The sequence below is a fragment of the Pseudomonas sp. PB106 genome (genome assembly GCF_009764645.1).
Lineage (GTDB): Bacteria > Pseudomonadota > Gammaproteobacteria > Pseudomonadales > Pseudomonadaceae > Aquipseudomonas.
The window spans coordinates 87,931-113,510 of the sequence record NZ_RWIM01000125.1 but is presented as its reverse complement, the minus strand read 5'-3'; the positions used below and the strand labels follow the sequence as shown (position 1 = coordinate 113,510).

Annotated in this window: 18 protein-coding genes; 7 read left to right on the top strand and 11 right to left on the bottom strand. The window is 58.8% G+C overall.

The features are described 5' to 3' along the window. Positions 1–4 precede the first annotated feature (4 nt). Positions 5–1,111 (top strand): PilT/PilU family type 4a pilus ATPase, encoded by a 1,107-nt coding sequence (locus EJA71_RS17810; protein ID WP_158958893.1) that lies wholly within the window; start codon positions 5–7, stop codon positions 1,109–1,111. Between the two features lie 6 nt (positions 1,112–1,117). Here EJA71_RS17810 and EJA71_RS17805 read toward each other — a convergent pair whose 3' ends face one another. From EJA71_RS17805 to EJA71_RS17790, 4 genes are all read right to left on the bottom strand, one after another. Next, positions 1,118–3,073, bottom strand: a complete 1,956-nt coding sequence (locus EJA71_RS17805) for an acetoacetate--CoA ligase (protein WP_158958891.1) — start codon at positions 3,071–3,073, stop codon at positions 1,118–1,120. A 159-nt stretch (positions 3,074–3,232) separates the two neighbouring features. Continuing rightward, a complete protein-coding gene (gene hbdH / locus EJA71_RS17800) occupies positions 3,233–4,006 on the bottom strand; it encodes a 3-hydroxybutyrate dehydrogenase (RefSeq protein WP_158958889.1) in 774 nt (257 codons plus the stop codon). Positions 4,007–4,013: 7 nt separating this feature from the next. Continuing rightward, positions 4,014–5,405, bottom strand: a complete 1,392-nt coding sequence (locus EJA71_RS17795; protein WP_158958886.1) for a GntP family permease — start codon at positions 5,403–5,405, stop codon at positions 4,014–4,016. 285 nt (positions 5,406–5,690) lie between these two features. After that, positions 5,691–7,097, bottom strand: a complete 1,407-nt coding sequence (locus tag EJA71_RS17790) for a sigma-54-dependent Fis family transcriptional regulator (RefSeq protein WP_158958884.1) — start codon at positions 7,095–7,097, stop codon at positions 5,691–5,693. A gap of 261 nt (positions 7,098–7,358) precedes the next feature. On the opposite strand from EJA71_RS17790, the gene EJA71_RS17785 reads away from it, so the two are divergent. From EJA71_RS17785 to EJA71_RS17770, 4 genes are all read left to right on the top strand, one after another. Then, on the top strand, positions 7,359–11,336 hold the full coding sequence (locus tag EJA71_RS17785; RefSeq protein ID WP_158958882.1) for a hypothetical protein: 3,978 nt from the start codon (positions 7,359–7,361) through the stop codon (positions 11,334–11,336). A 72-nt stretch (positions 11,337–11,408) separates the two neighbouring features. After that, positions 11,409–12,347 (top strand): hypothetical protein, encoded by a 939-nt coding sequence (locus EJA71_RS17780; protein WP_158958880.1) that lies wholly within the window; start codon positions 11,409–11,411, stop codon positions 12,345–12,347. A 33-nt stretch (positions 12,348–12,380) separates the two neighbouring features. Next, entirely contained in the window at positions 12,381–13,661 is a 1,281-nt protein-coding gene (locus EJA71_RS17775; protein ID WP_158958878.1) for a hypothetical protein, read from the top strand. 34 nt (positions 13,662–13,695) lie between these two features. After that, on the top strand, positions 13,696–15,024 hold the full coding sequence (locus EJA71_RS17770) for a hypothetical protein (RefSeq protein WP_158958876.1): 1,329 nt from the start codon (positions 13,696–13,698) through the stop codon (positions 15,022–15,024). Between the two features lie 4 nt (positions 15,025–15,028). Here EJA71_RS17770 and EJA71_RS17765 read toward each other — a convergent pair whose 3' ends face one another. The 6 genes from EJA71_RS17765 to EJA71_RS17740 all read right to left on the bottom strand — a co-directional run bounded on the left by EJA71_RS17765 (position 15,029) and on the right by EJA71_RS17740 (position 21,946). Next, the gene (locus EJA71_RS17765) at positions 15,029–16,603 is read right to left on the bottom strand and encodes an ABC transporter ATP-binding protein (RefSeq protein ID WP_158958874.1); all 1,575 of its coding nucleotides are present in this window, start codon (positions 16,601–16,603) and stop codon (positions 15,029–15,031) included. A 9-nt stretch (positions 16,604–16,612) separates the two neighbouring features. Continuing rightward, the gene (locus EJA71_RS17760; protein ID WP_158958872.1) at positions 16,613–17,635 is read right to left on the bottom strand and encodes an ABC transporter permease; all 1,023 of its coding nucleotides are present in this window, start codon (positions 17,633–17,635) and stop codon (positions 16,613–16,615) included. Then, positions 17,635–18,696, bottom strand: a complete 1,062-nt coding sequence (locus EJA71_RS17755; protein WP_016984328.1) for a microcin C ABC transporter permease YejB — start codon at positions 18,694–18,696, stop codon at positions 17,635–17,637. The genes EJA71_RS17760 and EJA71_RS17755 overlap by 1 nt, the downstream gene beginning before the upstream one ends. After that, positions 18,696–20,564 (bottom strand): extracellular solute-binding protein, encoded by a 1,869-nt coding sequence (locus tag EJA71_RS17750; protein WP_158958870.1) that lies wholly within the window; start codon positions 20,562–20,564, stop codon positions 18,696–18,698. Before EJA71_RS17750 ends, EJA71_RS17755 begins: the two co-directional genes overlap by 1 nt. Before the next feature lie 133 nt (positions 20,565–20,697). Beyond that, positions 20,698–20,979 (bottom strand): peptidylprolyl isomerase, encoded by a 282-nt coding sequence (locus EJA71_RS17745; protein ID WP_158958868.1) that lies wholly within the window; start codon positions 20,977–20,979, stop codon positions 20,698–20,700. A gap of 97 nt (positions 20,980–21,076) precedes the next feature. Then, positions 21,077–21,946 carry a triacylglycerol lipase gene (locus EJA71_RS17740; RefSeq protein WP_158958940.1) on the bottom strand — a complete coding sequence of 290 codons (870 nt, stop codon included), beginning with the start codon at positions 21,944–21,946 and terminating at the stop codon, positions 21,077–21,079. 335 nt (positions 21,947–22,281) lie between these two features. Here EJA71_RS17740 and EJA71_RS17735 point away from each other — a divergent pair, with 335 nt between their 5' ends. After that, the gene (locus tag EJA71_RS17735; protein ID WP_158958866.1) at positions 22,282–23,361 is read left to right on the top strand and encodes a hypothetical protein; all 1,080 of its coding nucleotides are present in this window, start codon (positions 22,282–22,284) and stop codon (positions 23,359–23,361) included. 57 nt (positions 23,362–23,418) lie between these two features. Here the strand turns inward: EJA71_RS17735 and EJA71_RS17730 are convergent, their stop codons facing one another. After that, on the bottom strand, positions 23,419–24,495 hold the full coding sequence (locus EJA71_RS17730; RefSeq protein WP_158958864.1) for a 3-deoxy-7-phosphoheptulonate synthase: 1,077 nt from the start codon (positions 24,493–24,495) through the stop codon (positions 23,419–23,421). Between the two features lie 636 nt (positions 24,496–25,131). Here EJA71_RS17730 and EJA71_RS17725 point away from each other — a divergent pair. After that, positions 25,132–25,575, top strand: coding sequence for an N-acetyltransferase (locus EJA71_RS17725; RefSeq protein ID WP_158958862.1), 444 nt, complete (start codon positions 25,132–25,134; stop codon positions 25,573–25,575). Positions 25,576–25,580: the final 5 nt, after the last annotated feature.

Below are 25,580 nucleotides of genomic sequence, written 5' to 3'. Positions count from 1 at the left end.
TGCCATGGAAATAGATGCACTGTTAACACGTTTGGCAAGCCAGCATGGCTCGGATCTGTTTATGTCCACCGGAGCGCCACCCAGTGCACGCTTTCAGGGCGTGCTGACGCCGCTGAGCGAGCAGCCTTTCAAGCCCGGAGAGATCGCAGCCATCGGTCATTCTCTGATGGACGCCGAGCAGCGCCAGACGTTCGATCGGGATCTGGAAATGAATCTGGCGATCTCGCGTACCGGCATTGGGCGCTTTCGGGTGAACCTGTTCAAACAACGCAACGACGTGTCGATCGTGATCCGCAACGTCAAGCTCGACATTCCACGTTTCGAAGACCTCAAGTTACCGCCGGTACTGCTCGAAACCGTGATGCTCAAACAAGGCCTGATCCTGTTCGTTGGCGCCACCGACTCCGGCAAGTCGACATCGTTGGCGGCGCTGATCGATCACCGCAATCGCCACAGCAGCGGGCACATCATCACCATTGAAGACCCGATCGAGTACATCCACCGACACCGGCAGTCGATCATCAATCAGCGTGAAGTCGGGGTCGACACGCGCAGTTTCCACGCCGCGTTGAAGAATACCCTGCGTCAGGCCCCGGACGTAGTGCTGATCGGCGAGATTCGCGACCGCGAAACCATGGAGCATGCGCTGGCCTTTGCCGAAACGGGTCATTTGGTGTTGTCGACGCTCCACGCCAACAACGCCAATCAGGCGCTTGACCGGATCATCAATTTGTTTGCCGAAGAGCGTCGGCCACAGTTGCTGCACGCGCTGGGCAACAATCTGAAAGCCTTTGTGTCCCAGCGTCTGGTGCGCACGCTGGCAGGGCAGCGGCGAGCGGCCGTCGAAGTGATGCTGGGCACACCGACCATCGCTGACCTGATTCGACGCAATGAATTGGGCGAACTCAAAGGCATCATGGAAAAATCCACCGAGCTGGGCATGCAGACCTTCGACGCAGCGTTGCATGGCTTGGTGGTGGAAGGCGTTATCAGCGAAGACGAAGCGCTCAAGCACGCCGACTCGGTCAACAACCTGCGCCTGCGATTGAAACTGCAAGCGGAAGCTACGCCGATCCCTCCCACCTCGGGGGAGTGGGGTCTGATGGACTGAGTCTGTTCAGTCCTTGAGTTCGTCACGATCGCGAAACTGCTCCAGCGCCTCGGGATTGGCCAGCGCGTCGGTGTTCTTGACCTTTTCGCCATGCACCACATTGCGCACCGCCAGTTCGACGACTTTGCCGCTGATGGTGCGCGGAATGTCGGTCACCGCGACGATTTTTGCCGGCACATGCCGGGGGGTGGTGTTGGCGCGGATCACCTGGCGAATCTGCTGTTGCAGGGTTTCGTCCAGTTCAACACCGTCTGCGAGGCGGACAAACAGCACCACCCGTACATCGTCCTGCCATTGTTGGCCGATGGCTACGCTATCGAGCACTTGCGGGACCTTATCAACCTGACGATAGATTTCCGCTGTGCCGATGCGCACGCCGCCGGGATTGAGTACGGCATCCGAGCGGCCGTGAATCATCATTGCGCCGTGGGGCAATTGTTCGGCGTAGTCGCCCTGAGCCCAGACGCCGGGAAACAGGCTGAAATACGATTGCCGCAGTTTGCTGCCATCGGCGTCATTCCACAGGCCGATCGGCATCGCCGGAAAATGCCGGGTGCACACCAACTCACCTTTTTCGCCGATCACCGGTTGACCTGCGTCGTTCCAGACCTCGACCGCCATGCCCAGGCTCTTGCCCATGATTTCGCCGCGACGTACCGGCGACAGCGGATTGCCGTTGACGAAGCACGAGACAATATCGGTGCCGCCCGACATCGAGGCCAGACAAACGTCGGGTTTAACATCGCGATAAATGAAATCGTAGCTTTGCGGCGATAACGCCGAACCCGTGCACAGCAAGGTTTTCAGGCTGTCCAGAGCATGGCTTTGCCGTGGTTTGATGCCGCTGCTTTCCAGTGTTGCGAGAAACTTGGGGCTGGTGCCGAACACGCTGATGCGTTCGTCGTCGATCAAGTCCAGCAGGCGTTGGTTGTCCGGGTAAAACGGCGAACCGTCGTACAGCACCACGGCGCTGCCGACCGCGAGCGCCGACACCAGCCAGTTCCACATCATCCAGCCGCACGTGGTGTAGTAAAACAGTCGGTCACCGGGGCCGAGATCACAATGCAGGCCGTGTTCCTTGGCGTGCTGCAACAGCACGCCGCCGGTGCTGTGCACGATGCATTTCGGCACCCCGGTGGTGCCGCTTGAATACAGCACGTAGAGCGGATGATTGAACGGCACCGCGATGAAATCCGGCTCGCCGCCGGGCTCGTAAAATTCATCCCACAGGCTCGTTTCGGCGCGAGTGCGGTAGTCCGTCGTGCGGGCGTTTTGGCGTGCGTAAGGAACGATGATCAACTGCTGCAACGTGGGCAGTTGGTGGAGAATTTCATTGAGTTTGCCGGTCTGGTCGATGGCTTTGCCGGCGTAGCGGTAACCGGCGCAGGTGATCAGCACTTTCGGTTCGATCTGGCCGAAACGATCGATCACCCCGTGGGTGCCGAAATCCGGCGAAGAGCAGGACCAGATCGCACCGAGGCTGGTGGTCGCAAGCATCGCCACCAGCGTTTGCCACGTGTTGGGCATGCACGCGGCGACGCGATCACCGAGACCCACACCGGCAGCCCGCAAACTCGCCTGGAACCCGGCGACATGCTCGGCCAGTTCGGCCCAGCTTAGCTGTTCGCGCTGACCGTTTTCACCGACTGCAATCACCGCCACGGCATCGTCACGACGACGCAGCAGATGCTCGGCGAAGTTCAGCGTTGCGCCAGGAAACCATTCGGCGCTGGGCATTTGCGTGTTTTCACGCAGGACCGCATCGGGCTGGGTGTGAAAACGGATATCGAAGCAGTCGACGACGTCCTGCCAAAAATCAGCGCGCTGTTCGATGCTCCATTGGTGCAGGGCAGGGTAGTCGTCGAGTTTCAGCCCGTGGCGCTGATTGACCGAGCGCCGGAAAGTGTCCATGCGCGATTGGGCGATACGGTTGGCATCGGGTTGCCAGAGGATGTCGGACATTGCTTGCCTCTTGTTATCGGGTTCATGCACAAGGCTCAGGTACTACGACTATCCCCTGTGGGAGTGAGCCTGCTCGCGATAGCCGTTTATCAGTCGGCACATCAGCGACTGCCAATAAGCTATCGCGAGCAGGCTCACTCCTACAGAGGGCGGCGCAGGTTATTGGGCCAACCAGCCACCATCAATATTCCAAGCTGCGCCGCGCACCTGGCTGCCAGCCTCGCTGCACAGGAACAACACCAACTCACCCAAATGCTGCGGCGTGACGAACTCCAGCGACGGCTGCTTCTCGGCCAGCAGATCATGTTGCGCCTGCTGCGGCTCAATGCCCTTGGCCGCGCGATCATCAATCTGTTTCTGCACCAGCGGCGTCAACACCCAGCCCGGGCAGATCGCGTTGCAAGTGACGTTGCTGGTTGCGGTTTCCAGCCCGACCACTTTGGTCAAACCGATCACCCCGTGCTTGGCCGCAACGTACGCAGCTTTGCCGGTCGAACCGACCTGACCATGCACCGAAGCAATGTTGATGATCCGCCCCCAGTGCTTGGCGCGCATGCCCGGCAGGCTCAAACGTGTAGTGTGGAACACCGAAGACAGGTTGATCGCGATAATCGAATCCCAACGCTCCACGGGAAATTCTTCCACCGCCGCGACGTGCTGAATGCCTGCGTTATTGACCAGAATGTCGACACCACCGAACTCGCGCTCGGCGTAGGCGATCATGTCGGCGATCTGCGCCGGGTCGCTGACGTCGGCCGGATGATGGCCGACCTTGCCGCCGAACTGGCCGACTTCAGCGATGACCTTCGAGGCATCACCGAAACCATTGAGAATCAGATTGGCGCCGGCCTTGGCCAGGCTCAGTGCGATGCCCAGGCCGATGCCGCTGGTGGAGCCGGTGACTAGTGCGGTTTTGCCGGAAAGAGTCGTCATCAATACCTCACACAATGCCAGTGGCGTAGAAAGTGCCGATCACTACGAAGACCGCCAGGGTCTTGATCAGCGTAATACAGAAAATGTCTTTATAGGCTTCGCGGTGGGTCAACCCGGTCACCGCCAACAGGGTGATCACGGCGCCGTTGTGCGGCAGGGTGTCCATGCCGCCGCTGGCCATCGCCGCCACGCGATGCAGCACTTCCAGTGGAATATTCGCAGCGTGCGCGGCGCTGATGAATTGCTCGGACATCGCCGCCAGGGCGATGCTCATGCCGCCCGACGCCGAACCGGTGATGCCGGCCAGCAGCGTCACGGTGATGGCTTCGTTGACCAGCGGATTGGGGATTTGCTTGAGCCAGTCGGCCAGTACCAGAAAGCCCGGCAGCGAAGCGATCACCGCACCGAAACCGTATTCCGAGGCGGTGTTCATCGCCGCCAGCAACGCGCCGCTGACTGCGCTTTTGCTGCCTTCGGCGAGTTTGCTGCGGATCGCTTTGAAGCCGAACGCCAGCACCATCAGGATGCCGATCAGCAAGGCTGCCTGCACGGCCCAGATCGCCGTCAGTTTGGCGATTTCAGTGGTCACCGGCGCGGCCATGCCCGGCAGCGCGAGGCTGTGGGTCTTGCCATACCACTGCGGAATCCACTGGGTGAACAGCAGGTTCATGATGCCCACCGCCAACAGAGGCGACAGGGCAATCCACGGGTTCGGCAGCTTGAGATCTTCAGCGGTTTCCGGCTCGTTGCGCAGTTCGGTGCCGTAGCCTTCGCCGGCACGTTGCGCCTTGTTGCGCTGGCGCTGAAGAAACAGCATGCCGGTGCAGAATACGAAAATCGTACCGATCACGCCCAGCCACGGCGCCGCCCACGCGGTGGTGTTGAAGAAGGTGCTGGGGATGATGTTCTGGATTTGCGGGGTGCCGGGCAGGGCGTCCATGGTGAATGAGAACGCGCCGAGGGCGATGGTCGCCGGGATCAGACGCTTGGGGATGTTGCTCTGGCGGAACATTTCGGCGGCAAACGGATACACCGCAAACACCACGACGAACAGCGACACGCCACCGTAAGTGAGCAGGGCGCAAACCAGGACGATCACCAGCATCGCTTGCTTGGTGCCGAGCAAACGAATCGCCGCCGCGACGATAGAGCGTGAAAACCCCGACAGTTCAATCAACTTGCCGAACACGGCGCCGAGCAGGAACACGGGGAAGTACAGTTTGATGAAACCGACCATTTTCTCCATGAACACCCCGGTGAACGCGGGCGCGACGGCAGATGGGTCGGTGAGCAGCACCGCGCCAAGGGCGGCGATCGGCGCGAAGAGGATAACGCTGTAGCCACGGTAGGCGGCGAGCATCAGCAGCGCGAGGGCCGCCAAGGCAATGATCACACTCATGGTGTGTCTCTCCAGAATTGTTATTTTTGTGGGTGAAACGGGTGTGGGAGAGGCTGTAGCGAGATTTGTGCCAGATGGGTAAGTATTTGAAATATATGATCTATTTTGATTTTTTAATGTGTTTGGAGTGTTTTTGTCTCTTTTCTGAGATTTTCGTTGATTGTTCTGGCCTCTTCGCGAGCAAGCTCGCTCCCACAATTGGAATGCGGACAGCCTGTGGGAGCGAGCTTGCTCGCGAAGTTTTTGATCTGTCTTTAGATAGAGACTTAGGTCTCATTATTGAGATCAGACCATGCTCAAGGCGACCATTTTCTTGTAAAGCGTCGACCGCCCCAGTCCTAGTGAGGCTGCCGCCTCAGGCACTTTGCCGCCGCATTGATCGAGGGCTGCCTGAATCAATTGCCGATCAAAACGCTCCCGTGCCTGTGCAAATGTCTCCTGCACTAACGGTTCAACCGTCGGTGCCACGCCACGATCTACCGGCGTAAACGTACCTATCGCCGCGCGAATGTCGCTCTCGGTCAACATCAACGCATCACTGAGCAACGCCGCCCGCTCCAGCACATTACGCAACTCGCGAATATTCCCCGGCCACGCGTGCTGCCCTAGCAGCTCCAGCGCATCGCCGTGCAATTCGTGCTGACTGCGCAGCTCCTCCAGAATCGCTTCACTGAGTGCCGGCAAGTCGTCCAGTCGTTCACGCAGGGGCGGCACCTGGATCGGCAACACATTGAGGCGGTAATACAAATCGGCGCGGAACTCGCCACGCTGGATCGCCGCTTGCAGGTCAGTCGAAGTGGCGGCGATCACGCGAACATCACTCTGGATCACCTCGTTGGAACCGACCGGTTCGAATTCCTTTTCCTGCAACACCCGCAGCAGCTTGCTTTGCAGGGGCAACGGCATGTCGCCGATTTCATCGAGGAACAAGGTGCCGCCCTGGGCAATCTGCAACTTGCCGGTGCGACCCTTGCGGTCGGCGCCGGTAAACGCGCCGGGCGCCGTGCCGAAGAACTCCGCTTCCAGCAGCGTCTCGGGAATCGCCGCGCTGTTGATGCTGACGAACGCCTTGTGCGCCCGTGGCGAGGCACTGTGAATCGCTTGGGCCAGCAGCTCCTTGCCGGTGCCGGTTTCACCGAGCAATAACACCGGCGATTCGGCACTGGCACTGCGCCGCGCCCGCCGTTTGACTTCGAGGCTGGCGGCGCTGGTGCCGATGAAATGGGCGAAGTTGTACTTGGTCTGCCTTGCGCGCAACAGTGAACGGGTCGAGGCCAATTCCTCCTGCATGCTCAAGTAGCGCTTGAGCATTGGCGACAACGTGCGCAGCTCATCGAACAGGGCAAAACCGATGGCGCCGATCACCGTGCCAGCGTCGTCGTGGATCGGTAGACGCATCACCACCAGTGGCTCTTTCGGCGTGTCTTGCATGTCGAGCAGGATTGGCCGCCCGGTGCGCACCACTTCGCGCAACAGACTGCCGGGGATCACGCTTTCACAGGGCTTGCCGATGGCGACGGCGGCGGACTCAAGGCCGAAGCGCCGGGCGTAGCGCTCATTCATCCAGACGATATTGGCGTCACGATCGACGATCACCGTGCCTTCGCTGGACTGCTCGATGATCTCGAACAGCGAGCGGATCGCCAGGGAGCGAACCCGTTGATAGTCCTTGAGGCTTTCGGTGGTGTTCATCGTGCGTTCCAGGATGGATGAGCTCTGGCGGCACCGTCGGATGCCGCGCGCCATTATGCCGGTGGATCACGAGATCATCATCTCGCGTGGGTGACAGGCTCATTTGAAAGCCCAGAAAAAGCGCCCGACCGTTCGTCTGGAATGTGCGCCCACCTGTAATTTCTGACAGTTGCGCAGGCTGGCTTTCAGTCGCCCAATGGCTGTACCCGGCGCCAAAGAGCAAATCCAGGCCAGCGCCCCAGTGCATCAAGGAGACATCCAATGACCAAGGAAGAAGTATTACCGGAAGAGCTTTCTGCACAGGACGCGAATATTCTGGCGCTAAAGCCGCTGTACATACCGGGACAGATTCCGGCGATCCACGATGCGGACGGCACGCCTAACGTCAATCGCTTTGGCGTGAACCGCAGCATGTGTACGTCGAATGCCAAGGGCCTGCTGGTTGATGTCGATCCGTATCTCAACGCGGAAGAGGGCGACAACATCCGTATTTTCAGCAGCCTTGACCGGGTCGAGTTGCTGTCATTCAACCTGGCGGCGGGACAGGAAAATGAAACGTCCCATGTTTTCCTGCCGGGGCATTTGCTCAAGCCAGGCTTTCAGACATTTCACTACGAAGTCATGCGTGAGAGCCAAAACCTCGGCAGCTCTCCGCCGCTGGATGTGTTTATCCGGTTTCTGATGCCGGGTGGCACGGACCCGGAGCCTGACCGCCCTGGGCACTATCGTTTGCTGGCGCCACGATTGCTGAATGTGCCGGCGGGAGGCATTACCCGCGAATTGGCGGAGTCCGCTGAAGGCGTGCAATTCGCGATTTCGGCCTATCTGAACATGCGTCAGTTCGACGCCATTACCCTGAGTTTTGGCGGCGTGTTTTTTTATCACACGGTAACGATGGAGCAGGTCGGCAAGGAAATTCAGGGCACGATCCCGCTGGATGTCATCCTCAAGGCCGGCAATGGCGACCAGGTTTTCATCTACCGCCCCCTCGACGAAGTCCATAACCGCGCCAGCGACTGGTCGTTGCGCAAAACCGTGTACAGCGAAGTGACGCCTGATTTGCTGCGTCCGGTAATTCTCGATGAAGTGCAAGTCGATCCGGACACCGGTGAGCTGTTTTATGACCTTGCCACGCTGGGCAGCAAAAACATTCAGGCTGACGTGGTCACGCGACCGGTAACCTTCGAGATCGGCGACAGCGTGAGGTTGTGGGCTTCGACAGTCATGGGTGGTGTCGAGTCGGAGGTGTTCAGCGAGACCAAACCCGTCACTCAGATCAACAGCACCGTGCGCTTTTTCGTGCCCAACGTTACGGTGGTACAGCTGGCCCGTGAACACATTTATTTTCGCTATGAGCTGACCAGCAAAAGCACCGGTGAAACGCGCCGATCAAGCCGAACCACGGTGTGGCTCAAGGGCAGTGCGGTGAACCTGCCGGCACCGAAAATCCTCCCGATCAATGGTGTTGTGGTCGATCCTGCCAAGGCCGCCACCGGCATCGTTTCCCCCCATGCGGGGATTACCGCCCAAGCCTGGCTGCACTTCTATGCCCAAGGCACGGCGCCGGGCGGGGTGGAACAGCTTTATGACAGCGGACGGCGTATCAGTAGCTCGCAGGCGGGGCGAGACATGACGTTTCCGCTGGCCGCGACCTACCTGGCGAAAATCGATGGCGGCCCGCTCGAGGTGTATTACAAGGTGGGCACCAGCAAGGATGATCCGCTGGCCGCCGAATCCCTGCGCCACTCCGTGAGGGTTGGCGAGCCGAAACCGGATCTGCAAGCGGCCGTCGTCGTGGATGCGGTTGACGGTGTGCTGGATCCCGAACAACTGCCGCCATTTGCCGATGCGGAAGTACACGTTCTACCGTTCAAGGACATGAAGGGGCAGACCGTTTATCTCTGGTATCAGTCCGATAACCCGCAGGATTCGCAGCGCTACGAGGATTCGGTGGACATCGATGATCGCGATCTTGATATCCCGGTTTCGTTTTTTTTGTCGCAGGATTTTCTCAAGGAGCACGTGGGTTACAACCTGACGATCGGCTATTCGGTGGAGCCTACGAACGGTTCCGGCGCTGAGCGCTTTGGTGCCAATACGCGAGTTGCGATCGGCGCAAGTGCGAAACAACCGTTGGCACCGCCCAAGGTTCTGGAGGCCAATCAGGCGGGTGTCTTGAATCCGATCGACACGGCCAGCCGCGGTGCCTCGGTGGTCATCGACGATGCCGACCTGAAATTTGGCGACTACCTCACGTTGACTTGGGATGGCGATGCACCGGAGGGTGATTATTCGTATGCGGAGCAGATTTCCTTCAATGGTGACGGTAAGCCTTTCAACCATCAGGTGCCCCAGCGTTACGTGCAGGCCAACCAGGAAATGGGCATCAGAGTGTCCTATACCGTGGAGCGCGACGCGGGAGGTGAGCAGTTTTCTGATGTGTTGTTGTTGAGCGTACAACGCGCAGAGTTGCCGTTGCCGGCGATCAGTGAGGCCACCGGGGCCAATCGTGATCAGATCAATCCGGACGACGTACCGGTCGAGGGGGCCAGCGCTCGGATCGGTGTGACGGCGCAGCTCAAGGAAGGCGATGTGGTGACGCTGCTGCCAAGTGGTGCAACGCCCATCGTCAGGACGATTTTGCGTACGGATGAAGGGCGCGAATTGGTCATGCGAATCCCCCGTGCGGTGATCGAAAGTCACAATGGCGGCAGTTTCACGTTGGGGTACACCATTCGCCGCAGGGCGGGTGGGGCGGACGAGCCGTCGCGTTTCAAAAACTTTGATGTTCGCCGCGTGATCGGCTCGGGCCGACTGAAGGTCATGGGCGCACGGCATAATTCCAATACTTATCGCTCCTCCAGCGCCCCCTGCCTGATGTGGGCACTCAATGCGCAGACGCTGCAGCCGATGCTTTCGGAGTGGCGCTATGTCGGCGATGCGGCGTGGATCGCCGGTACACAGTTCATCGATACCGCATCCTCGCGAGGGTTGCAGGTGCGATCGGCGACCGATCAGGTCACGCTCAACCCGGTCAATGTCTGTGGCAATGGTGTCGATTCCAACGTGAGTGGCGCCGCCGCTGTCGTGGTGATTCGTGACCCTCGGGTGTCCGCTGGTGGCGCAACGGGAGGACGGGACCTTGCGAGTTTTGGCAATGCCTCCTACGGGGGGTCGATTCCGCCGGTGTACCTGATTCAGGAGAATATTCAGAACGTGTTTTGCTCAGGTGGGGCTTTTGTCGCGCTCAGCCGAGATGGGGTAGCACTGCCCTTCGGTGAGGCTGCCAGCGGCGGCAGTATGGGCACTGTCAGCCCTAGCGGGTTTAAGACGATAGCTACCAGTGGTTACGCATTTGCCGGCCTTACCACTACTGGGGAAGTGCGATGCTGGGGGCGGGTGGAGTACGGTGGCGCATTACCTGCCGGCGGTTTGAGCAATATCAAACGAATCTTCAATGGTGGCGTGTCATTCTGTGCCGAACGTAACGATGGCAGTATTGTCGTGTGGGGGCATAAGCTGCCGGCGAACCCAATTCCGGGCATTACCAACGTAGACCGTATCATTTGCTCTTACCAAGCATATGCGGGCATCACCCACAACAAACGATTGTTCGCTTTCGGAAATGCAGGTTACGGCGCACCTATTCCTGCCGATATCGCCAACCGCACCGATATCCAAAGGCTCTGCTGTGCCAATGCCCGGGCATTTGTAGCGCTGACCACCAGCAAGAATGTGGTCGCCTGGGGTGAGGCCAGCTATGGCGGCAATCTCGCCAGTTTCCCTGGTATCGCCGCATTACGCTTCGTTGATGTGGCCTCCACCTGGCAGGCGTTTGCCGGCATCACCGAAAACAATCGTGTGGCCGCCTGGGGTGTCGCACCTGCCGGTGTCGTGCCTGCCCACATTGCCGCGTTGACCAATGCCATTCAGGTGGTCGGCACCTCGCATGCCTTTGCCGTGCTCTGCGCTGATGGCCGTGTCTTCGCCTGGGGTAATGCAACGCTCGGCGGTGATACCTCTCCGGTAGCGGCGCAGTTGATCAACGTTGTGGCCATTTACACCAACTCCCACGGTTTCATTGCTCTGACCTCTGACCAACGCGTCGTCACCTGGGGGCAAGCGACGGGTATCGGTGGCGCGAGCGGTCTCAACGGTTTCGTTTCCTATATCGACGGCACCGCCTCCGTAATGGAAGGGGCGAGTGTCGAGGCGAACGAAGCGGCTGAGCTCGAATAGAACCTGGCGACCTTTCCAATACGCATCGCCCGTGTGGGTGATGCGTGTCTAACCGACTCTGAGGTGACTGAAATGCTCGAAGAAAACACCGGTGTCATGGCAACGCTTCCCGCGCCGACCGTTGATGGTGCAGTCGATGGAACGCTTGATCCGCAGGCGCTGGATCCGAAGACTGCCGTGCGTGTCCGCGCCTATCCCGGCATGAAAGCCAATGATGTGATCGACCTGTTGCTGACGGCCGCAGGTGGCGCGCCAAGGCTGGTCGACAAAATCAAGATCAGGGCCAACCAGGGTGAGACGGCCCCCTTTTTCCTGGTCGACTCGAGTCTGTTCGCGCAATACCTGGGCAGTTTTATCGAGTTGAACTATGAGGTGTCGTTCGGTACACAGCGATTGCACACCTCGCAATCGCTGCGCCTTGAAATCAAGGCTGGCTTTGAAGGCGAGCAAAATCTGGACCTGAGCTCGTTCAATTACGTGCTCGTCACCGGCAAGCCTCCGCGCAATCCACCAGCTTTCAGCCGTTTCACCCGCGAAGCGACGTGGGGAGTGGCGCCTTATGAGTACAGCAGCAGCGATGCCACGGTAGCCGTGGTTGATCAGCAGGCAGAAGTGACGGTCGCCGGTAATGGAACGTGCCTGATCAGCGCCACTGACAGCGTTGGCCAGACGCAGAAGTTTCAATTGACCATCAGCGGCATCGGCCAATTGAGTTTCCTCACGGCCACCGCCAACTGGGCAGGGATGCGCGATGCCTGTGCAGCGGCCGGGTTGCAGCCAGCCACACTGGCGCAAATGCGTCAATTATTGAAGATCTACGACAACCATGCCGGGTCGCTGACCGATTATCTCGGACGCTTGCCGTATCCGTTTTGGACCGGAGAGCTCAATGGCGCCAACACCGCATGGATCGTCGATCTGGATAAACCGCAAGACGACCCGCTGGATCCCAATCCCACTTCGGCTGACCTGAGCGAGCTGCATCAGGTGCTGGGTGTTTCGATGAGCTGAGTCTGCGCATGTCGTAACTCCGGGAGGGATTCCATGAATGTCCATCGTTTGCTGGTCAGCAGCACGCTATTGCTTTGCCTGTTATTTGGCGGATTGGCCTGGGCAGTCACCGGGCCGGAGGTGGCGCAGGTGCTGAACAGTCGTTACGCGACCGATCAGCAACTGTGTCCGGGCAGCACCGACCCTTACCATTGCAGTGGTGTGCTGGTGCGAGGTTCGCAGGCCAGCGCCGGGCGCCCGTTCTGGATGCTCAGCGCCGAAGCGATTGGCGCGGGCTACGAACGATTTGCCTATCTGCGCAAAGACATTGCCCGCGACCCTTCGCTGTTGCAGAACGGCTATGTGTTCACCGACATCTTCACCGCGCTGGGATTGGGCAAGACGCTGGAAGTGTTGCAGCCAGACCTGCGCGCGGAAGCGCAGGTTCGGAACTGGAACGACCAGTCACCGCAGCAGATTCCAGTTCAGGGATTGTTTTACGACCGCAATTGGCCGACTGGGCTACTGGCTGCTCAGCGTGATCAGCGCGACTACTTTCAGGCCACCGGATTGTGGCTGCCGATCTTGCGACTGGATCAGCGCGATGCGGCGCAACAGGTGTTCGGATTCAACCAACAAGACCAGTTATATGCCGGTTATCAGATTGCCGCGCGGCTGAATGCGCGGTTTCGTGACACCGCCGTGGCCTGTCGCGACGGCAGCGCAGCGTTTCACTGCAATGGCGTCCTGCTGCGTGGCACGGCGGCGTCGACGCAGTTTCATGCGTGGAACCCGAGCCCCAACTCAGTGAGTCGTAATGGCGTGTCATTCTCCTGGGCCAGAGCCGACGTCGGGATGGTGCAGATCGCCGCTAGTCAGGGGCTGATCTTCAAGGAGGCCGCGGCGCCGACGCCTTACAACGCGGCGTGGCGCTGCGTTTATCCGACCAATGCCGGCACCAGTGGCATTCCCAATAGTTGCCGCACTTACTGCGATGCCCTCGGCGTGACCACGGTGGCAGCGTACCGGGCGCAGGGTGGCACGTGCTCGTTCAACCTAACACCGGCGCAGGTGCAACTGAGCATCGATGTACGCAATCGTAACCCGGCGTGGAACGAGGTGATCATCGCCGCTTGGCCGCAAAACATTCCCCAGCAGTTACCCCTCGAAGCGATTTTTGTCGTGGCTGGCAGCGCAGGACTCAAAGACGCCCAGTTCATTCAGCGTGATTTCTATCAACAGACTGCTCGCACGGTACCGGTGGTGCGCATTGCGCTCAATGCCGCCAATGGTGCGCCGTTTGCCTATGAGCCTGCGGATCAGGGTGTGCAGTAGTCCGGCGGCAAGTGGAGTTCAAGGAGGAATTGTCGTGGGTATCAGAAAGGTAATGGTTGCCTGCCTGGCTTGGTGTTCACTGAGCCTTCTCACCCTGCAGGAGGCTCTGGCGCTCACCGGCCCGGACATCGTGCAGGTGCTCAATGCACGATTTCGACTGACGGAAGCGGCCTGTCCGGGTGGTACGGCTGTGTACTTCTGTAGTGGTGTGCTGTCGCGCCGCTCGCAAAATCCAGCGAACGTGCCGTTCTGGATGCTCAGTGCTGAAGCTGTGGCGTCGGGCGTTGAACGGTTTGATTATTGGCGTCTGGATCGTGAACCCACCGACGCAATGGTACCCAACGGGTTTGTGCTCACGGACACCTTTACCGCCATCGGAATCGGCAAATCACTGGAAGGCAACCCAGGCGCTACTGATGCTCAGGTATTAGTCAAAAACTGGGACGATGCCGCACCACTGCGCATTCCGTTGCAGGCATTGTTTTACAACCTGGCGGTAAGCGGATCGCTGCGGGCCGCGCAAAAGGATCAGTTGGTTTACTTTCAATCCACGGGCGAGTGGCTGCCGATCCTGCGACTGCAACGTGATGAGGCGCAGCAGAGTCTCTTCGGCTTCAACCAGACGGATCAGCTGTATGTCGGCTATCAAGTGGCGGCGCGACTCAATGCAAGGTTTGCCGATACGTCACCGACCTGTCGCGATGGGCGCGCAGCGTTTTACTGCAATGGCGTGTTGATTCGTACGACGGACCAGTCGACGGCATTTCATTCGTGGAATCCGAGCCCCGGCTCCGTGCGAGGCAATGGTGCTTCGTTCAGCTATCTGCGAGCCGACGCGGGTGTCAGCAGGTTCTATAAATCCCAAGGCTTCGTCATCCGTGAGCAAGCAGCCCCTGTTGGAAATCCGATGAGCCTGCGCTGCGCTTACCCCTATGATGCCGGCACCGGTGGTAGCGCCGATGTTTGCCGAACACACGGTGGTCTTTGCAGTGAGTTGGGGGTCAACAGTGTCGATGCCTGGGTTGCACGGTATGGCGGGCGCGTTAACGGTTCGTGTGCGTTCAACGTCGATCCGCAGCAATTTCAGCTCAGTATCGACGTGCGCAAGAACCGTGGTGATGTGTACGGCTGGAACGAGTTCATGGTCGCTGCATGGCCACAAGACAATCCTGTGCAATTACCCATTGAGGCGTTTTTCTACAACGTGCAAGCCTTGGTGCCCAGCAATGGTTTGCCCGGTGCCCAGTACGACCAGAAGGACTATTTTCAGGTCACCGGGCGCTCCATCCCGATCCTGCGTATCACACTGGGCGCTGCCACCGGCCAGGTCTTCGTTTTCAATCCGCTCGAACAAGGCTTGTAAACGGTTACCCCGGATGCGCCGCCGCCAACAGCTCCTGGGTATACGGATGCTGCGGCGAATCGAACACCGTGTGACTGGGGCCGCGCTCGACCACTTTGCCGTCCTTGATCACGATCATGTCGTGGGCGAGGGCGCGCACCACCGCCAGATCGTGACTGATGAACAGATAAGTCAGGCCATGCTTTTCCTGAAGATCGCGGAGCAGGGCAACCACTTGTTTCTGTACGGTGCGATCCAGCGCCGACGTCGGCTCGTCGAGCAGGATCAGCGCCGGTTTCAGCACCAGCGCCCGAGCGATGGCGATGCGTTGCCGTTGGCCACCGGAAAATTCGTGGGGGTAGCGATGGCGACTTTCCGGGTCGAGACCGACCTCCTTGAGTACGCGGATCACTTGCTCATCGCATTCACCGGCGGTCGATTCGCAGTGCACTTCCAGGCCTTCACTGATGATCTGCGCCACCGACATGCGTGGGCTGAGGCTGCCGAAGGGATCCTGGAACACCACTTGCATCTGGCGGCGCCACGGCCGCAGTTGTTTCTGATTGAGGCCGTCGAGCGCCTCCCCCTGGAACCGAATGCTGCCCTCGGAGTCGAGCAGGCGCAGGATCGCTTGGCCCAAGGTCGATTTGCCTGAACCGGATTCGCCAACGATGCCCAGGGTCTTGCCGCGCTGAATGCTCAGGCTGATGCCGTCCACGGCGCGCAGGTATTGCTTGCGCTGAAACAGCCCGCCACCGACGACGAACTCGACGCGCAGATCTTCGACTTCCAGCACGTTCTCGCGCTCATCCCGAGGCAAGGCTTCGCCTTCAGGTTCGGCGTTGAGCAATACGCAGCTGTAAGGGTGTTTAGGTTCGGTAAACAGCGTTTCGCACGGTGCCTGCTCGACAATCTGCCCGGCCTTCATGACGCAAACGCGTTGGGCAATGCTGCGCACCAGATTGAGGTCGTGACTGATCAGCAGCAGAGACATGCCGAGGCGTTGTTGCAGGGATTTGAGCAGCAGCAGAATCTTGCGCTGCACGGTGACGTCGAGCGCGGTGGTCGGCTCGTCGGCGATCAACAGTTCGGGCTCGCAAGCCAGTGCCATGGCAATCATCACCCGTTGGCGTTGCCCACCCGACAGCTGATGCGGATAGGCCTTGAGTCGTTCCTTGGGCTTCTGAATGCCGACCAGACCGAGCAATTCGAGAATGCGTTGTTGCGCCGCTTTACCACTCAGGCCTCGGTGCAAAAGCAGGGTTTCGCCAATCTGCTTTTCGATGGTGTGTAGCGGGTTGAGCGAGGTCATCGGTTCCTGAAAGATCATCGCGATGCGGTTGCCGCGCAATTCACGCAAGACCTTGGGATCGGCGCCGACCAGTTCCTGGTCGCGATAGCGAATACTGCCGGTGGTTTGCGCTTCACTTTCAGGCAGCAGTTGCAGGATCGAATGCGCCGTCACCGATTTGCCCGAGCCCGATTCGCCGACCAGCGCCAGGCATTCACCGGGGCGAATATCCAGGCACAGGTCGCGCACCACGGGCTGGCCGTGGAAGGCGACATTGAGGTTGCGAATTTCGATCAGGTTATCAGTCATGGCCACGCTTCAGGATCGGGGGTCGAATGCGTCACGCAACGCTTCGCCGATGAATACCAGCAAGGAAAGAATCAATGCCAGGGTGAAAAATGCCGTCAACCCGAGCCACGGTGCCTGCAGGTTTTGCTTGCCCTGACCAATCAGTTCACCCAGCGAGGCACTGCCGGCGGGCATGCCGAAGCCAAGAAAGTCCAGCGCGGTCAAGGTAGAAATCGCCCCGGTCAGAATGAACGGCAGATAGCTCAACGTGGCATTCATGGCGTTGGGCAGGATGTGCCGGACGATCACTTTGCGATCAGTCAGGCCCAATGCCCGCGCGGCTTTGACGTATTCCAGATTGCGTCCACGCAGAAACTCGGCGCGCACAACGTCAACCAGTGCCAGCCATGAAAACAACGCCATGATCCCCAGCAGCCACCAGAAATTCGGCTCGACGAAACCGGAAAGGATGATCAGCAGGTACAGCACCGGCAATCCCGACCAGACTTCCAGCAGACGTTGCCCGAGCAGATCGACCCAGCCGCCGTAGTAGCCCTGCAATGCGCCGGCGGCGATGCCGATCAGCGCACTGACAAATGTCAGCATCAGCGCAAACAGGATCGACACCCGCGCGCCGAAAATCACCCGCGCCAACACGTCTCGCGCCTGGTCGTCGGTACCCAGCCAATTGACTGAGGTGGGCGGGCTCGGCGCCGGTTTGTTGAGGTCGTAGTTCGGCGTGTCGTCACTGAACGGAATCGGTGGGAACAGGAGCCAGCCGCCGTCCTTGCGAATCAGGTTCTGCACATAGTCGCTGCGATAGTCGGCCTGGAAGGGCAGTTGCCCGCCGAACTCCTGTTCGGTGTGGCGCTTGAACACGGGGAAGTACCACTGCCCCTGATAGCTGACCACCAGCGGTTTGTCATTGGCGATCAACTCGCCGCCCAACGTCAGTAGAAACAGACCGATAAACAGCCACAGCGACCACCAGCCCCGGCGGTTTTTCTTGAAGCGTTCGAATCGGCGACGGCCCAATGGCGAGAGTGTGAACATCAGGCGTTCCTCGCGGCGAAATCGATGCGCGGATCGACCAGCGTATAGCAGAGGTCACCGATCAGTTTTATCAGCAACCCGAACAGGGTGAAGATGAACAGCGAGCCAAACACCACCGGGTAATCCCGCGACACCGCCGCTTCGTAGCTCATGCGGCCGAGACCGTCGAGGGAAAAAATAACCTCGATCAGCAAAGACCCGGCAAAGAACACGCTGATGAACGCTTGGGGAATACCCGACACCACCAGTAACATCGCGTTGCGGAACACGTGCCCATAGAGCACGCGACGTTCGCTCAAACCCTTGGCCCGGGCGGTGACCACGTATTGGCGGGTGATCTCGTTGAGGAACGAATTTTTGGTGAGGATCGTCAACGTCGCGAATCCCCCGATCACCAGCGCCGTCACCGGCAATACCAGATGCCAAAAGTAATCGGCGATCTTGCCCAGGGTCGACAGCGATTCAAAGTTGTCCGAAACGAGGCCGCGCACCGGAAACCAGTTCAGCGAGGTGCCTCCGGCAAACACTACGATCAGGAACATCGCAAACAGGAAGGCCGGCATCGCGTAACCGATGATGATCGCCGTGCTGCTCCAGATATCGAAATGACTGCCGTGGTGCACCGCTTTGCGGATGCCCAGGGGGATCGAAACCAGATAGGTGATCAGCGTTGCCCATAACCCGAGGGAAATGGTCACCGGCATCTTTTCCAAGATCAGGTCGGTGACCGTGGCACCGCGAAAGAAGCTTTTGCCGAAGTCCAGTTGCGCGTAGTTCTTGAGCATCAACCACAGGCGTTCATGGGCAGGTTTGTCGAAGCCGTACTGTTTTTCGATGTCCTTGATCAGTTGAGGATCGAGGCCGCGACTGGCGCGGGACGTGCCGCTCATGGTCTCGCTCGCGCCGCCACCAACACTGGCGCCACCGATACCTTGCAGATGAGCGATAGCCTGTTCCACCGGGCCACCCGGCGCGGCTTGAATGATCACGAAATTGACCAGCAGAATGATCACCAGCGTCGGAATGATCAGCAGCAGACGCCGCAGTATGTAACCCCACATCAGTGCGGCCCCCCGGGTCTGCCACGGCTTATTTTCTCGGCAGTCATCTGCTGATTGGTCAGCGGCGTGCTGCTGATTTCCCACCAGCTCTCGATGGCTTCGTCATTGCTCGCCTGTACCGACGGAATGCCAAAGCGGTTCCACCACACGGTGGACGTGCCCGGCGGATAATAGTTGGGGATCCAGTAGTAGTTCCATTGCAGCACCCGATCCAGTGCGTGGGCATAGTGCAGCATGTCCGGTTGCGTGGAGGCGCGGATCAGGCCGTTGATCAAAGTGTCCACCGCCGGGTTCTTCAGCACCATGTAGTTATTGGCGCCGGGGTCGTTGGCGGACGCCGAACCGAAGTAATTCAACAACTCGCCACCCGGTGAGGTGCTGACCGGATAGCCGGTGACGATCATGTCGTAGTCGCGGCTCATCAGGCGATTGACGTATTGCGAGGAATCGATGCGGCGGATATTGAGGTCGATGCCGATCTGCTTGAGCGTACGCTTGTACGGGAGCAGCAAGCGATCCATGCCGTTCTGGCTGACCAGAAAGGTGAAGCTCAGCGGCTCGCCGGCGGCATTCACTAATTGATCACCATCCGGCTTCCAGTCTGCCTGCTCTAACAACTCGAGGGCTTGCAGCTGTTTGTCACGGATAATTCCGCTGCCATCGGTTTTAGGTGCCTCGAAGACTGTGCTGAAGACTTCGTCGGGAATCTGTCCGCGCAACGGTTCAAGAATCTTCAGTTCCTGAGCGTCCGGCAACTGCCGCGCGGCAAGTTCAGTGTTGGAAAAGTAGCTTTGCTGGCGGATGTACAGGTTGCGCATCATCTGCCGGTTGCTCCATTCGAAATCCCAGAGCATGGCCAGGGCCTGACGCACGCGGCGGTCCTGAAACATCGGTTTCTGCAGGTTGAAGACAAACCCCTGCGCCGACTGCGGCGCTTCGGTGGCCAGGTGAGCCTTTTGCAGGCGGCCATCCTTGAGGGCAGGGCTGTCGTAGCCAATCGAATAACCGGTGGCAGAAAACTCGCGGTTGTAATCGTAGGCGCCGCCGCGCAGTACCTGGCGAGCCACGTCGGTATCGCCGAAGTACTCGATGCTGAAATGGTCGAAATTGTAGAGCCCGCGACTAACCGGCAAATCCTTGCCCCACCAGTCGGCATTGCGTTCAAAGGTAATGCTGCGTCCTGAGTCGACTTTGCCGACCCGGTAGGGGCCGCTGCCCAAAGGTGGCTCATATCCGCCGCCGCCAGCAAAATCGCGGGTCTTCCACCAATGCTCAGGAAACACCGGCAGCGTCGCGATATCCAGCGGAAGCGTGCGGTTTTCGTTGCTTTTGAAGTCGAAGCGTACGGTCAGCGGCGCTTCCACTTCGACGCCTTTGACGTCGGCAAACTGGGTGCGATAACGCAGGCTGCCCTGGGTCATCAACAGGTCGTAGGTGTAACGAACGTCTTCGGCGGTGATGGGCTTACCGTCGGCGAAGCGTGCTTTGGGATTGATAAAGAAACGCAGGGATAAACCGTCGTCGGAGCGCTCCATCTTCTGCGCCACCAAGCCATAGACGGTATAAGGCTCGTCCAGTGAGCGCTGAGCCAGCGGCGAGTACAACAGGCCGTCAATCTGAGTGACACCGATGCCCTTGTCTATATAAGGGAGGACATGGTCGAAATGACCGATCTCCATGGCCGAGCGGCGCATCGTCCCGCCCTTCGGGGCCTGCACATTGGTGTAGTCGAAGTGGCTGAAACCGGCTGGGTATTTGGCGGGTTCGCCGTAAACGGTCAACGCGTGTTGAGGTGCCGCGTTCACGCTGCCGGCGGCCGAAAGCAGCGCGAGAGCGGTGAGCATCAATGTGGGGAAAACCAGTCGCATTGTCAGCCTTGGAACCGGAAAATCGATAAGCGCAATTTGTACGCGAGAGACGCGTCAGCCGCCAGCCGTATGTGTAACTGAAACACAACGGCCCACCAAAAGGTGGGCCGTTGAGGAGCGATCAGGCGACGAATCAGTCCTGACGGCTGGTGACTTCCAGCAAGTGATAACCGAACTGGGTCTTCACCGGGCCTTGCACGACATTGATCGGCGCGCTGAACACTACTGTGTCGAATTCCTTGACCATCTGGCCAGGACCGAAGGAGCCCAGATCACCGCCCTGACGGCTGGAAGGGCAGGTGGAGTTGTTCTTGGCGACTTCGGCGAAATCGGCGCCGCCTTCGATCTGGGCCTTGAGTTCGTTGCACTTGTCTTCGCTGGAAACCAGGATGTGGCGGGCAGTGGCTTTAGCCATGGGGAAACTCTCCAATCTATTTCAGTAAAGTGTGGAGCCTACCGGAATCAGTGGGCGAATTCTCGGCAAAGTTCCATTCGATAAACCTTGGCGCTCATCAGAGGCCGGCGGCCTGCAGGCGCATGGCGTGCTCAACGTAAAGTTGAATCGGGTCATTTGCCAGATGTTTTTCGCCGGGGTCGCGCCGCAGGCTTCCTAAATGATCCATGGGGTAATCGGACCGGATCACATGGCCAAGGTGCGAGCTGAAGCGGCCAACAAAACCATCATTTTGCTGGGCTTCGGTCGTAAAGTACTGGGCCATTTCCTGACAGATGCGTTGAGCCGGGTCGAGAGAGCGTGGCGCATTGCTCGGTAGAACGCCGCTCCAGGAGTAATAGTGGACATCGTTGACCTGCTCGGGACCCTGTCCACCCCAGCATTCGGGCAACCCTTGCGGATACTTGTCGTTGAAGTTCCCGACACCTTCGGTCGTCAGGGCGTTGAGCGCAGCGACGGCGTTTTGCGGCAGTGAAAGGCTGCCACTGAGCAATGACAACAAATCGGCAAACGACGTCGCCACGCTCTGCGCGACCCTCTCTGGAAGACGCCCGGGAATGAGGGCCTTGCGCAGGAAGTCAGCCACTTCCGAACCATGGTTAGGCCCGCTGACCGAGGTCACCGAGGCTACGCTGTGTGGGGCAAGCGCCGCCACATATCGTGCCGCCAGTGCACCCTGACTGTGGCCGATGAGGTTGACTTTACTGGCACCCGTGCCACGCAGAACAGCCTCGACTTGAGTCAGCAATTGTTCGCCCCTGACTTCGTTCTTGTGGGTGGCGGAGAGGTGTGGAACAAACACCCGGTTGCCGGCCGCTTTCAGAACGTTCTTGACGTCATGGAACAGCTCGACATGACCGATACGCTCGAATCCAAACAGGCCGTGTACCAACAGGATGGGATAGCGCGTTGTAGCATTCCGTTGCATGTTCAGACCTTTTTCGCAGAAGTTCATCGAGTAATTACGTCGCTCACTCTAAAACACTCATTCTGTTGAAGAAGTACGAATAGGCTTCAGGTGGCTGGAGAATCTGGACTAGGGTCTGTATGAAATTTCGGAGTTCTCTGAACTCCAAATCGGAAGTTCTCGCCATCCAGCGCTAGGAAAAGTGTGATTTCGTCTTGCGCTCTTACTTGGCCCGTAGCCTTTGCCCCGGGGTCGCGACGTATTGAGCTGACATCAATGCCGCGGAAATTCACTTTCAATATGGGTCGTCGACGCTGTCAATGATGACGGCGCCTTATCCAAGGAATGGGCCAAGCATGACCACGCATGAAGTCGAGTTTTATTACCGCGCCAGCCACCCGATCAGCGCCTGCGCACATCCCTCCGCATTGCCGGCGGTGACGATCGATTCGTTAAATGATGATGTGCTGGACCCTTCTCTGACCAAGGTACTCGTTCGGGTCGCGGCCTATCCCGACATGGCGTGTGGCGATCAGTTGCTGTTGAGCTGGGACGGTCTGGATATCGAGGGCTTTGCCTATCAGCACGAGATGGTTCGGTTTGTCAGCGAAGCACAGGTGGGCAAGGAACTCGTTTTCGTCATTAAAGGCCTGCACCTGGCGGCACTGGATGGTGGATCGCTGGAAGTCTATTGGACGCTGCTGACCTCCAATTTGCCGCAACCGCTCGAATCCGAGCGTCTGCAGTTGTCCGTCGGCGATGTGCGAACGAATCTCCTCGCGCCGCAGATTGAAAATGCTGTGGGAGGTTCGCTTGATCCTGAGCGGGTACCGGAAGGGACGCTAGTCTCGCTGCAGCCTTACGCCAGAATGTCCGTCGGTGACCGGGTTCTCTTGTCGTGTAAAAGCGATGCGTCCGTGGAGACTTTCAACGATATGTTGAAGGTTGAAGCCTTTGCTGTCGCCGAGGCCTTGTCATTCTGGATTCCGCCTGCGTGCATTGAAGCCAATCGGGGATTGGCCGTGACGGTGACTTACCGCGTCGAACGTGCGAACGGTGAGGTTGAAGCGTCGGACCCGACGAAGGTTTTCATAGGGCCTTTGATTCGCGGTGAGCTGGCGGCACCCGATGTGCTTGAAGCTCCAGATGGCGTGCTATCCGTAGCGGATTCGATTGCCGGCGTTACCCTTGTGATTGGCGACGCACAGACCCAGGAGGGTGAGCTGGTCTATCTCAGGTGCGATGGCGAGTTATTCAGTCATCGGGATGACCGCGACATCACTGCGCAAACGGCTGGCCGGCCGCTGATTTTCATTGTTCCCCATTCCTTCTGGCGCGAGCATCAGGGCTCAACCGTAAGCGTCAGCTATTCGGTGGAGCGCCTGGATGATGTCAGCCAGCAATCTGCGGTGATGCGCATACTTGTCGAGGCTTAAAGGGTAATGCCCCAGCCCTCCGTTTTCCTTGAAACTGGAGGGCTTTTTCGGGAGGTGTCAGTTCTGAGCGGTGAAAGCAAGGCGTTGCGCGGCTTCCAACAGCAACTGCTCCGTTGCACTGAAGCCAAGGCAGCCGTCGGTGACGGAAACGCCGTAACGCAGCGATTTGCTCAACGGCTGGCAGCCTTCGAACAGATGCGACTCAATCATCATGCCGATCAGTGAGCGATCACCTTGCAGGCGTTGTTCAAGCACTTCATTGAACACGCCAGGCTGGCGCAACGGGTCTTTGCCGCTGTTGGCATGGCTGCAATCGACCATGATCCGGCCAGGGATCTTCAAGCGGTTCAGCTCTGCCGTGATGCGGTCGACGCTGGTGCGGTCATGGTTGGGACCTTGATGCCCGCCGCGCAGGACCACGTGTGTATCGGCATTGCCAGCGGTCTGGATCATCGCTGGATGACCCTGGCTATCTACACCGAAGTGCCGGTGCGGGTGGGCTGCAGAGCGCATTGCATCGACCGCCACCGCCACGCCACCGTCAGTGCCGTTCTTGAATCCGACCGGCATTCCGAGGCCGCTGGCCATTTCGCGATGGATCTGGGACTCAGTGGTGCGTGCGCCGATGGCAACCCAACTGAGCAAATCATCAAAGTAGCCGGCGGCCATCGGTTGCAACAATTCGGTGGCCACGGGCAGGCCGAGTCGGATCATTTCCAACATCAGTTCGCGGGACAAGGTCAAGCCGCCAGCCATGTCGTCACTGCCATCCAGATGGGGATCGTAGGCGAGGCCTTTCCAGCCAATGGTAGTGCGAGGTTTTTCGACGTAGGCACGCATGACCAGCAGCATCGAATCGCTGACTTCAGCGGCGAGTCGGGCCAGTTTGCCAGCGTATTCGAGGGCAGATTGCGGGTCATGAATCGAACAAGGGCCGACAATCACCAGCAAACGAGAGTCTTCACCGTTGAGAATGGCGCGAACCGCCTGACGATGGGCGGCGACCTGCTGACTCAAAGCTGCGGTCAGGGGCAGTTGCTGTTTGAGTTGCAACGAACTGGGCAGGCGCAACGTCAGTGCTTCGTTAGCGCAATCGAGGTTGGACAGTGGCAGAGCAGAAACGGACGAGTTCATATTCGGTCTTCCTGGGCTGACGGCGGGTGTTTCCCGCTCGCTCGGCCCTACTGGGGTGTTCGACAATTGGCCGTATTGGCTACGTGTGTGTGCTTGCCACCTGTGGGTGACCGATCGGAGGCGGCAGGCTGTCCCGAGCGGAGGCTGGTAAATCGCCAGGCGGAAAAAGTGTCGTAACGGTAATAGGTGGCGTAGTTCATTTCGTGATTCCTCAAAGTGTCTGGTGTGATGCCGAAAAAAGTGTGGGGGCAGAAAAAACAAAACCCCCGGTCGGGAGGCCGACCGGGGGTTGAGAATTCTCTGGTAGGCGACCCGTTGTTATGGGCGCCGTGTGGGTATCAGGCGCGCCAGTGGCTAAACCAATACCCAAAATAAAAGCTGACTGGAGCGCAAACGTCATTCACCCGCGCAGCCGCGACCGAGCGCAGAGCGCTGGCAGTACGTAGCTGTGAAAGGGCGTTGAGCATGGTCTGTCTCCAATGAATGCGCCGAGCTTACAAGAGGCTGGCACGCATCGGCAATCAGAAAATGCTATCGCCTGTTCAACAGAAACCCTATCGATTGAGCGCCACAACAGTTGTGACACACTCGGTGTTTCGTTCGAAAACAAGGTTGAACCATGGTCTCGGAGACTGCATGACTTACCTGAAACGTCTTGCGACAGCGGACGATATGGCCTTCGCACGTCGACTTACCTGTCAGAACATGTTGCGTTACTACATTCATCATGACCTGTTATGGCAGGACGAAGCATTCGATGTGGCCTGGTCAGGACGTGAAAACTGGCTGATATTGCGAGGCGAAACAGTGGTAGGTTTTTTCAGTCTTAGCCGGGACAGACGGGCGCTGTATATTCGTGAATTACAGATCGCCGAGGCTTTTCAAGGGAAGGGTGCGGGATTTTGGACACTTGATCAGGTTATCGATATGGCAATCGCAGAAAAGCGGCCAGCTTTGCGCCTGACTGTCTTCGAAAATAATCCGGCAAGACACTTGTATGAAAGAAAAGGACTACACGTTCAGGGCGAGGATGAGTGTTTCCTGAGGATGCAGCTCGATATCAGTGCATCTGTGCGCTGAAACCC

Bases quoted from the DNA above. Each gene is read 5' to 3' on its own strand.
- EJA71_RS17810 (WP_158958893.1), top strand. From the start codon at position 5: ATGGAAATAGATGCACTGTTAACACGTTTGGCAAGCCAGCATGGCTCG.
- EJA71_RS17805 (WP_158958891.1), bottom strand. From the start codon at position 3,073: ATGTCCGACATCCTCTGGCAACCCGATGCCAACCGTATCGCCCAATCG.
- hbdH (WP_158958889.1), bottom strand. From the start codon at position 4,006: ATGACGACTCTTTCCGGCAAAACCGCACTAGTCACCGGCTCCACCAGC.
- EJA71_RS17795 (WP_158958886.1), bottom strand. From the start codon at position 5,405: ATGAGTGTGATCATTGCCTTGGCGGCCCTCGCGCTGCTGATGCTCGCC.
- EJA71_RS17790 (WP_158958884.1), bottom strand. From the start codon at position 7,097: ATGAACACCACCGAAAGCCTCAAGGACTATCAACGGGTTCGCTCCCTG.
- EJA71_RS17785 (WP_158958882.1), top strand. From the start codon at position 7,359: ATGACCAAGGAAGAAGTATTACCGGAAGAGCTTTCTGCACAGGACGCG.
- EJA71_RS17780 (WP_158958880.1), top strand. From the start codon at position 11,409: ATGCTCGAAGAAAACACCGGTGTCATGGCAACGCTTCCCGCGCCGACC.
- EJA71_RS17775 (WP_158958878.1), top strand. From the start codon at position 12,381: ATGAATGTCCATCGTTTGCTGGTCAGCAGCACGCTATTGCTTTGCCTG.
- EJA71_RS17765 (WP_158958874.1), bottom strand. From the start codon at position 16,603: ATGACTGATAACCTGATCGAAATTCGCAACCTCAATGTCGCCTTCCAC.
- EJA71_RS17760 (WP_158958872.1), bottom strand. From the start codon at position 17,635: ATGTTCACACTCTCGCCATTGGGCCGTCGCCGATTCGAACGCTTCAAG.
- EJA71_RS17755 (WP_016984328.1), bottom strand. From the start codon at position 18,696: ATGTGGGGTTACATACTGCGGCGTCTGCTGCTGATCATTCCGACGCTG.
- EJA71_RS17750 (WP_158958870.1), bottom strand. From the start codon at position 20,564: ATGCGACTGGTTTTCCCCACATTGATGCTCACCGCTCTCGCGCTGCTT.
- EJA71_RS17745 (WP_158958868.1), bottom strand. From the start codon at position 20,979: ATGGCTAAAGCCACTGCCCGCCACATCCTGGTTTCCAGCGAAGACAAG.
- EJA71_RS17740 (WP_158958940.1), bottom strand. From the start codon at position 21,946: ATGCAACGGAATGCTACAACGCGCTATCCCATCCTGTTGGTACACGGC.
- EJA71_RS17735 (WP_158958866.1), top strand. From the start codon at position 22,282: ATGACCACGCATGAAGTCGAGTTTTATTACCGCGCCAGCCACCCGATC.
- EJA71_RS17730 (WP_158958864.1), bottom strand. From the start codon at position 24,495: ATGAACTCGTCCGTTTCTGCTCTGCCACTGTCCAACCTCGATTGCGCT.
- EJA71_RS17725 (WP_158958862.1), top strand. From the start codon at position 25,132: ATGACTTACCTGAAACGTCTTGCGACAGCGGACGATATGGCCTTCGCA.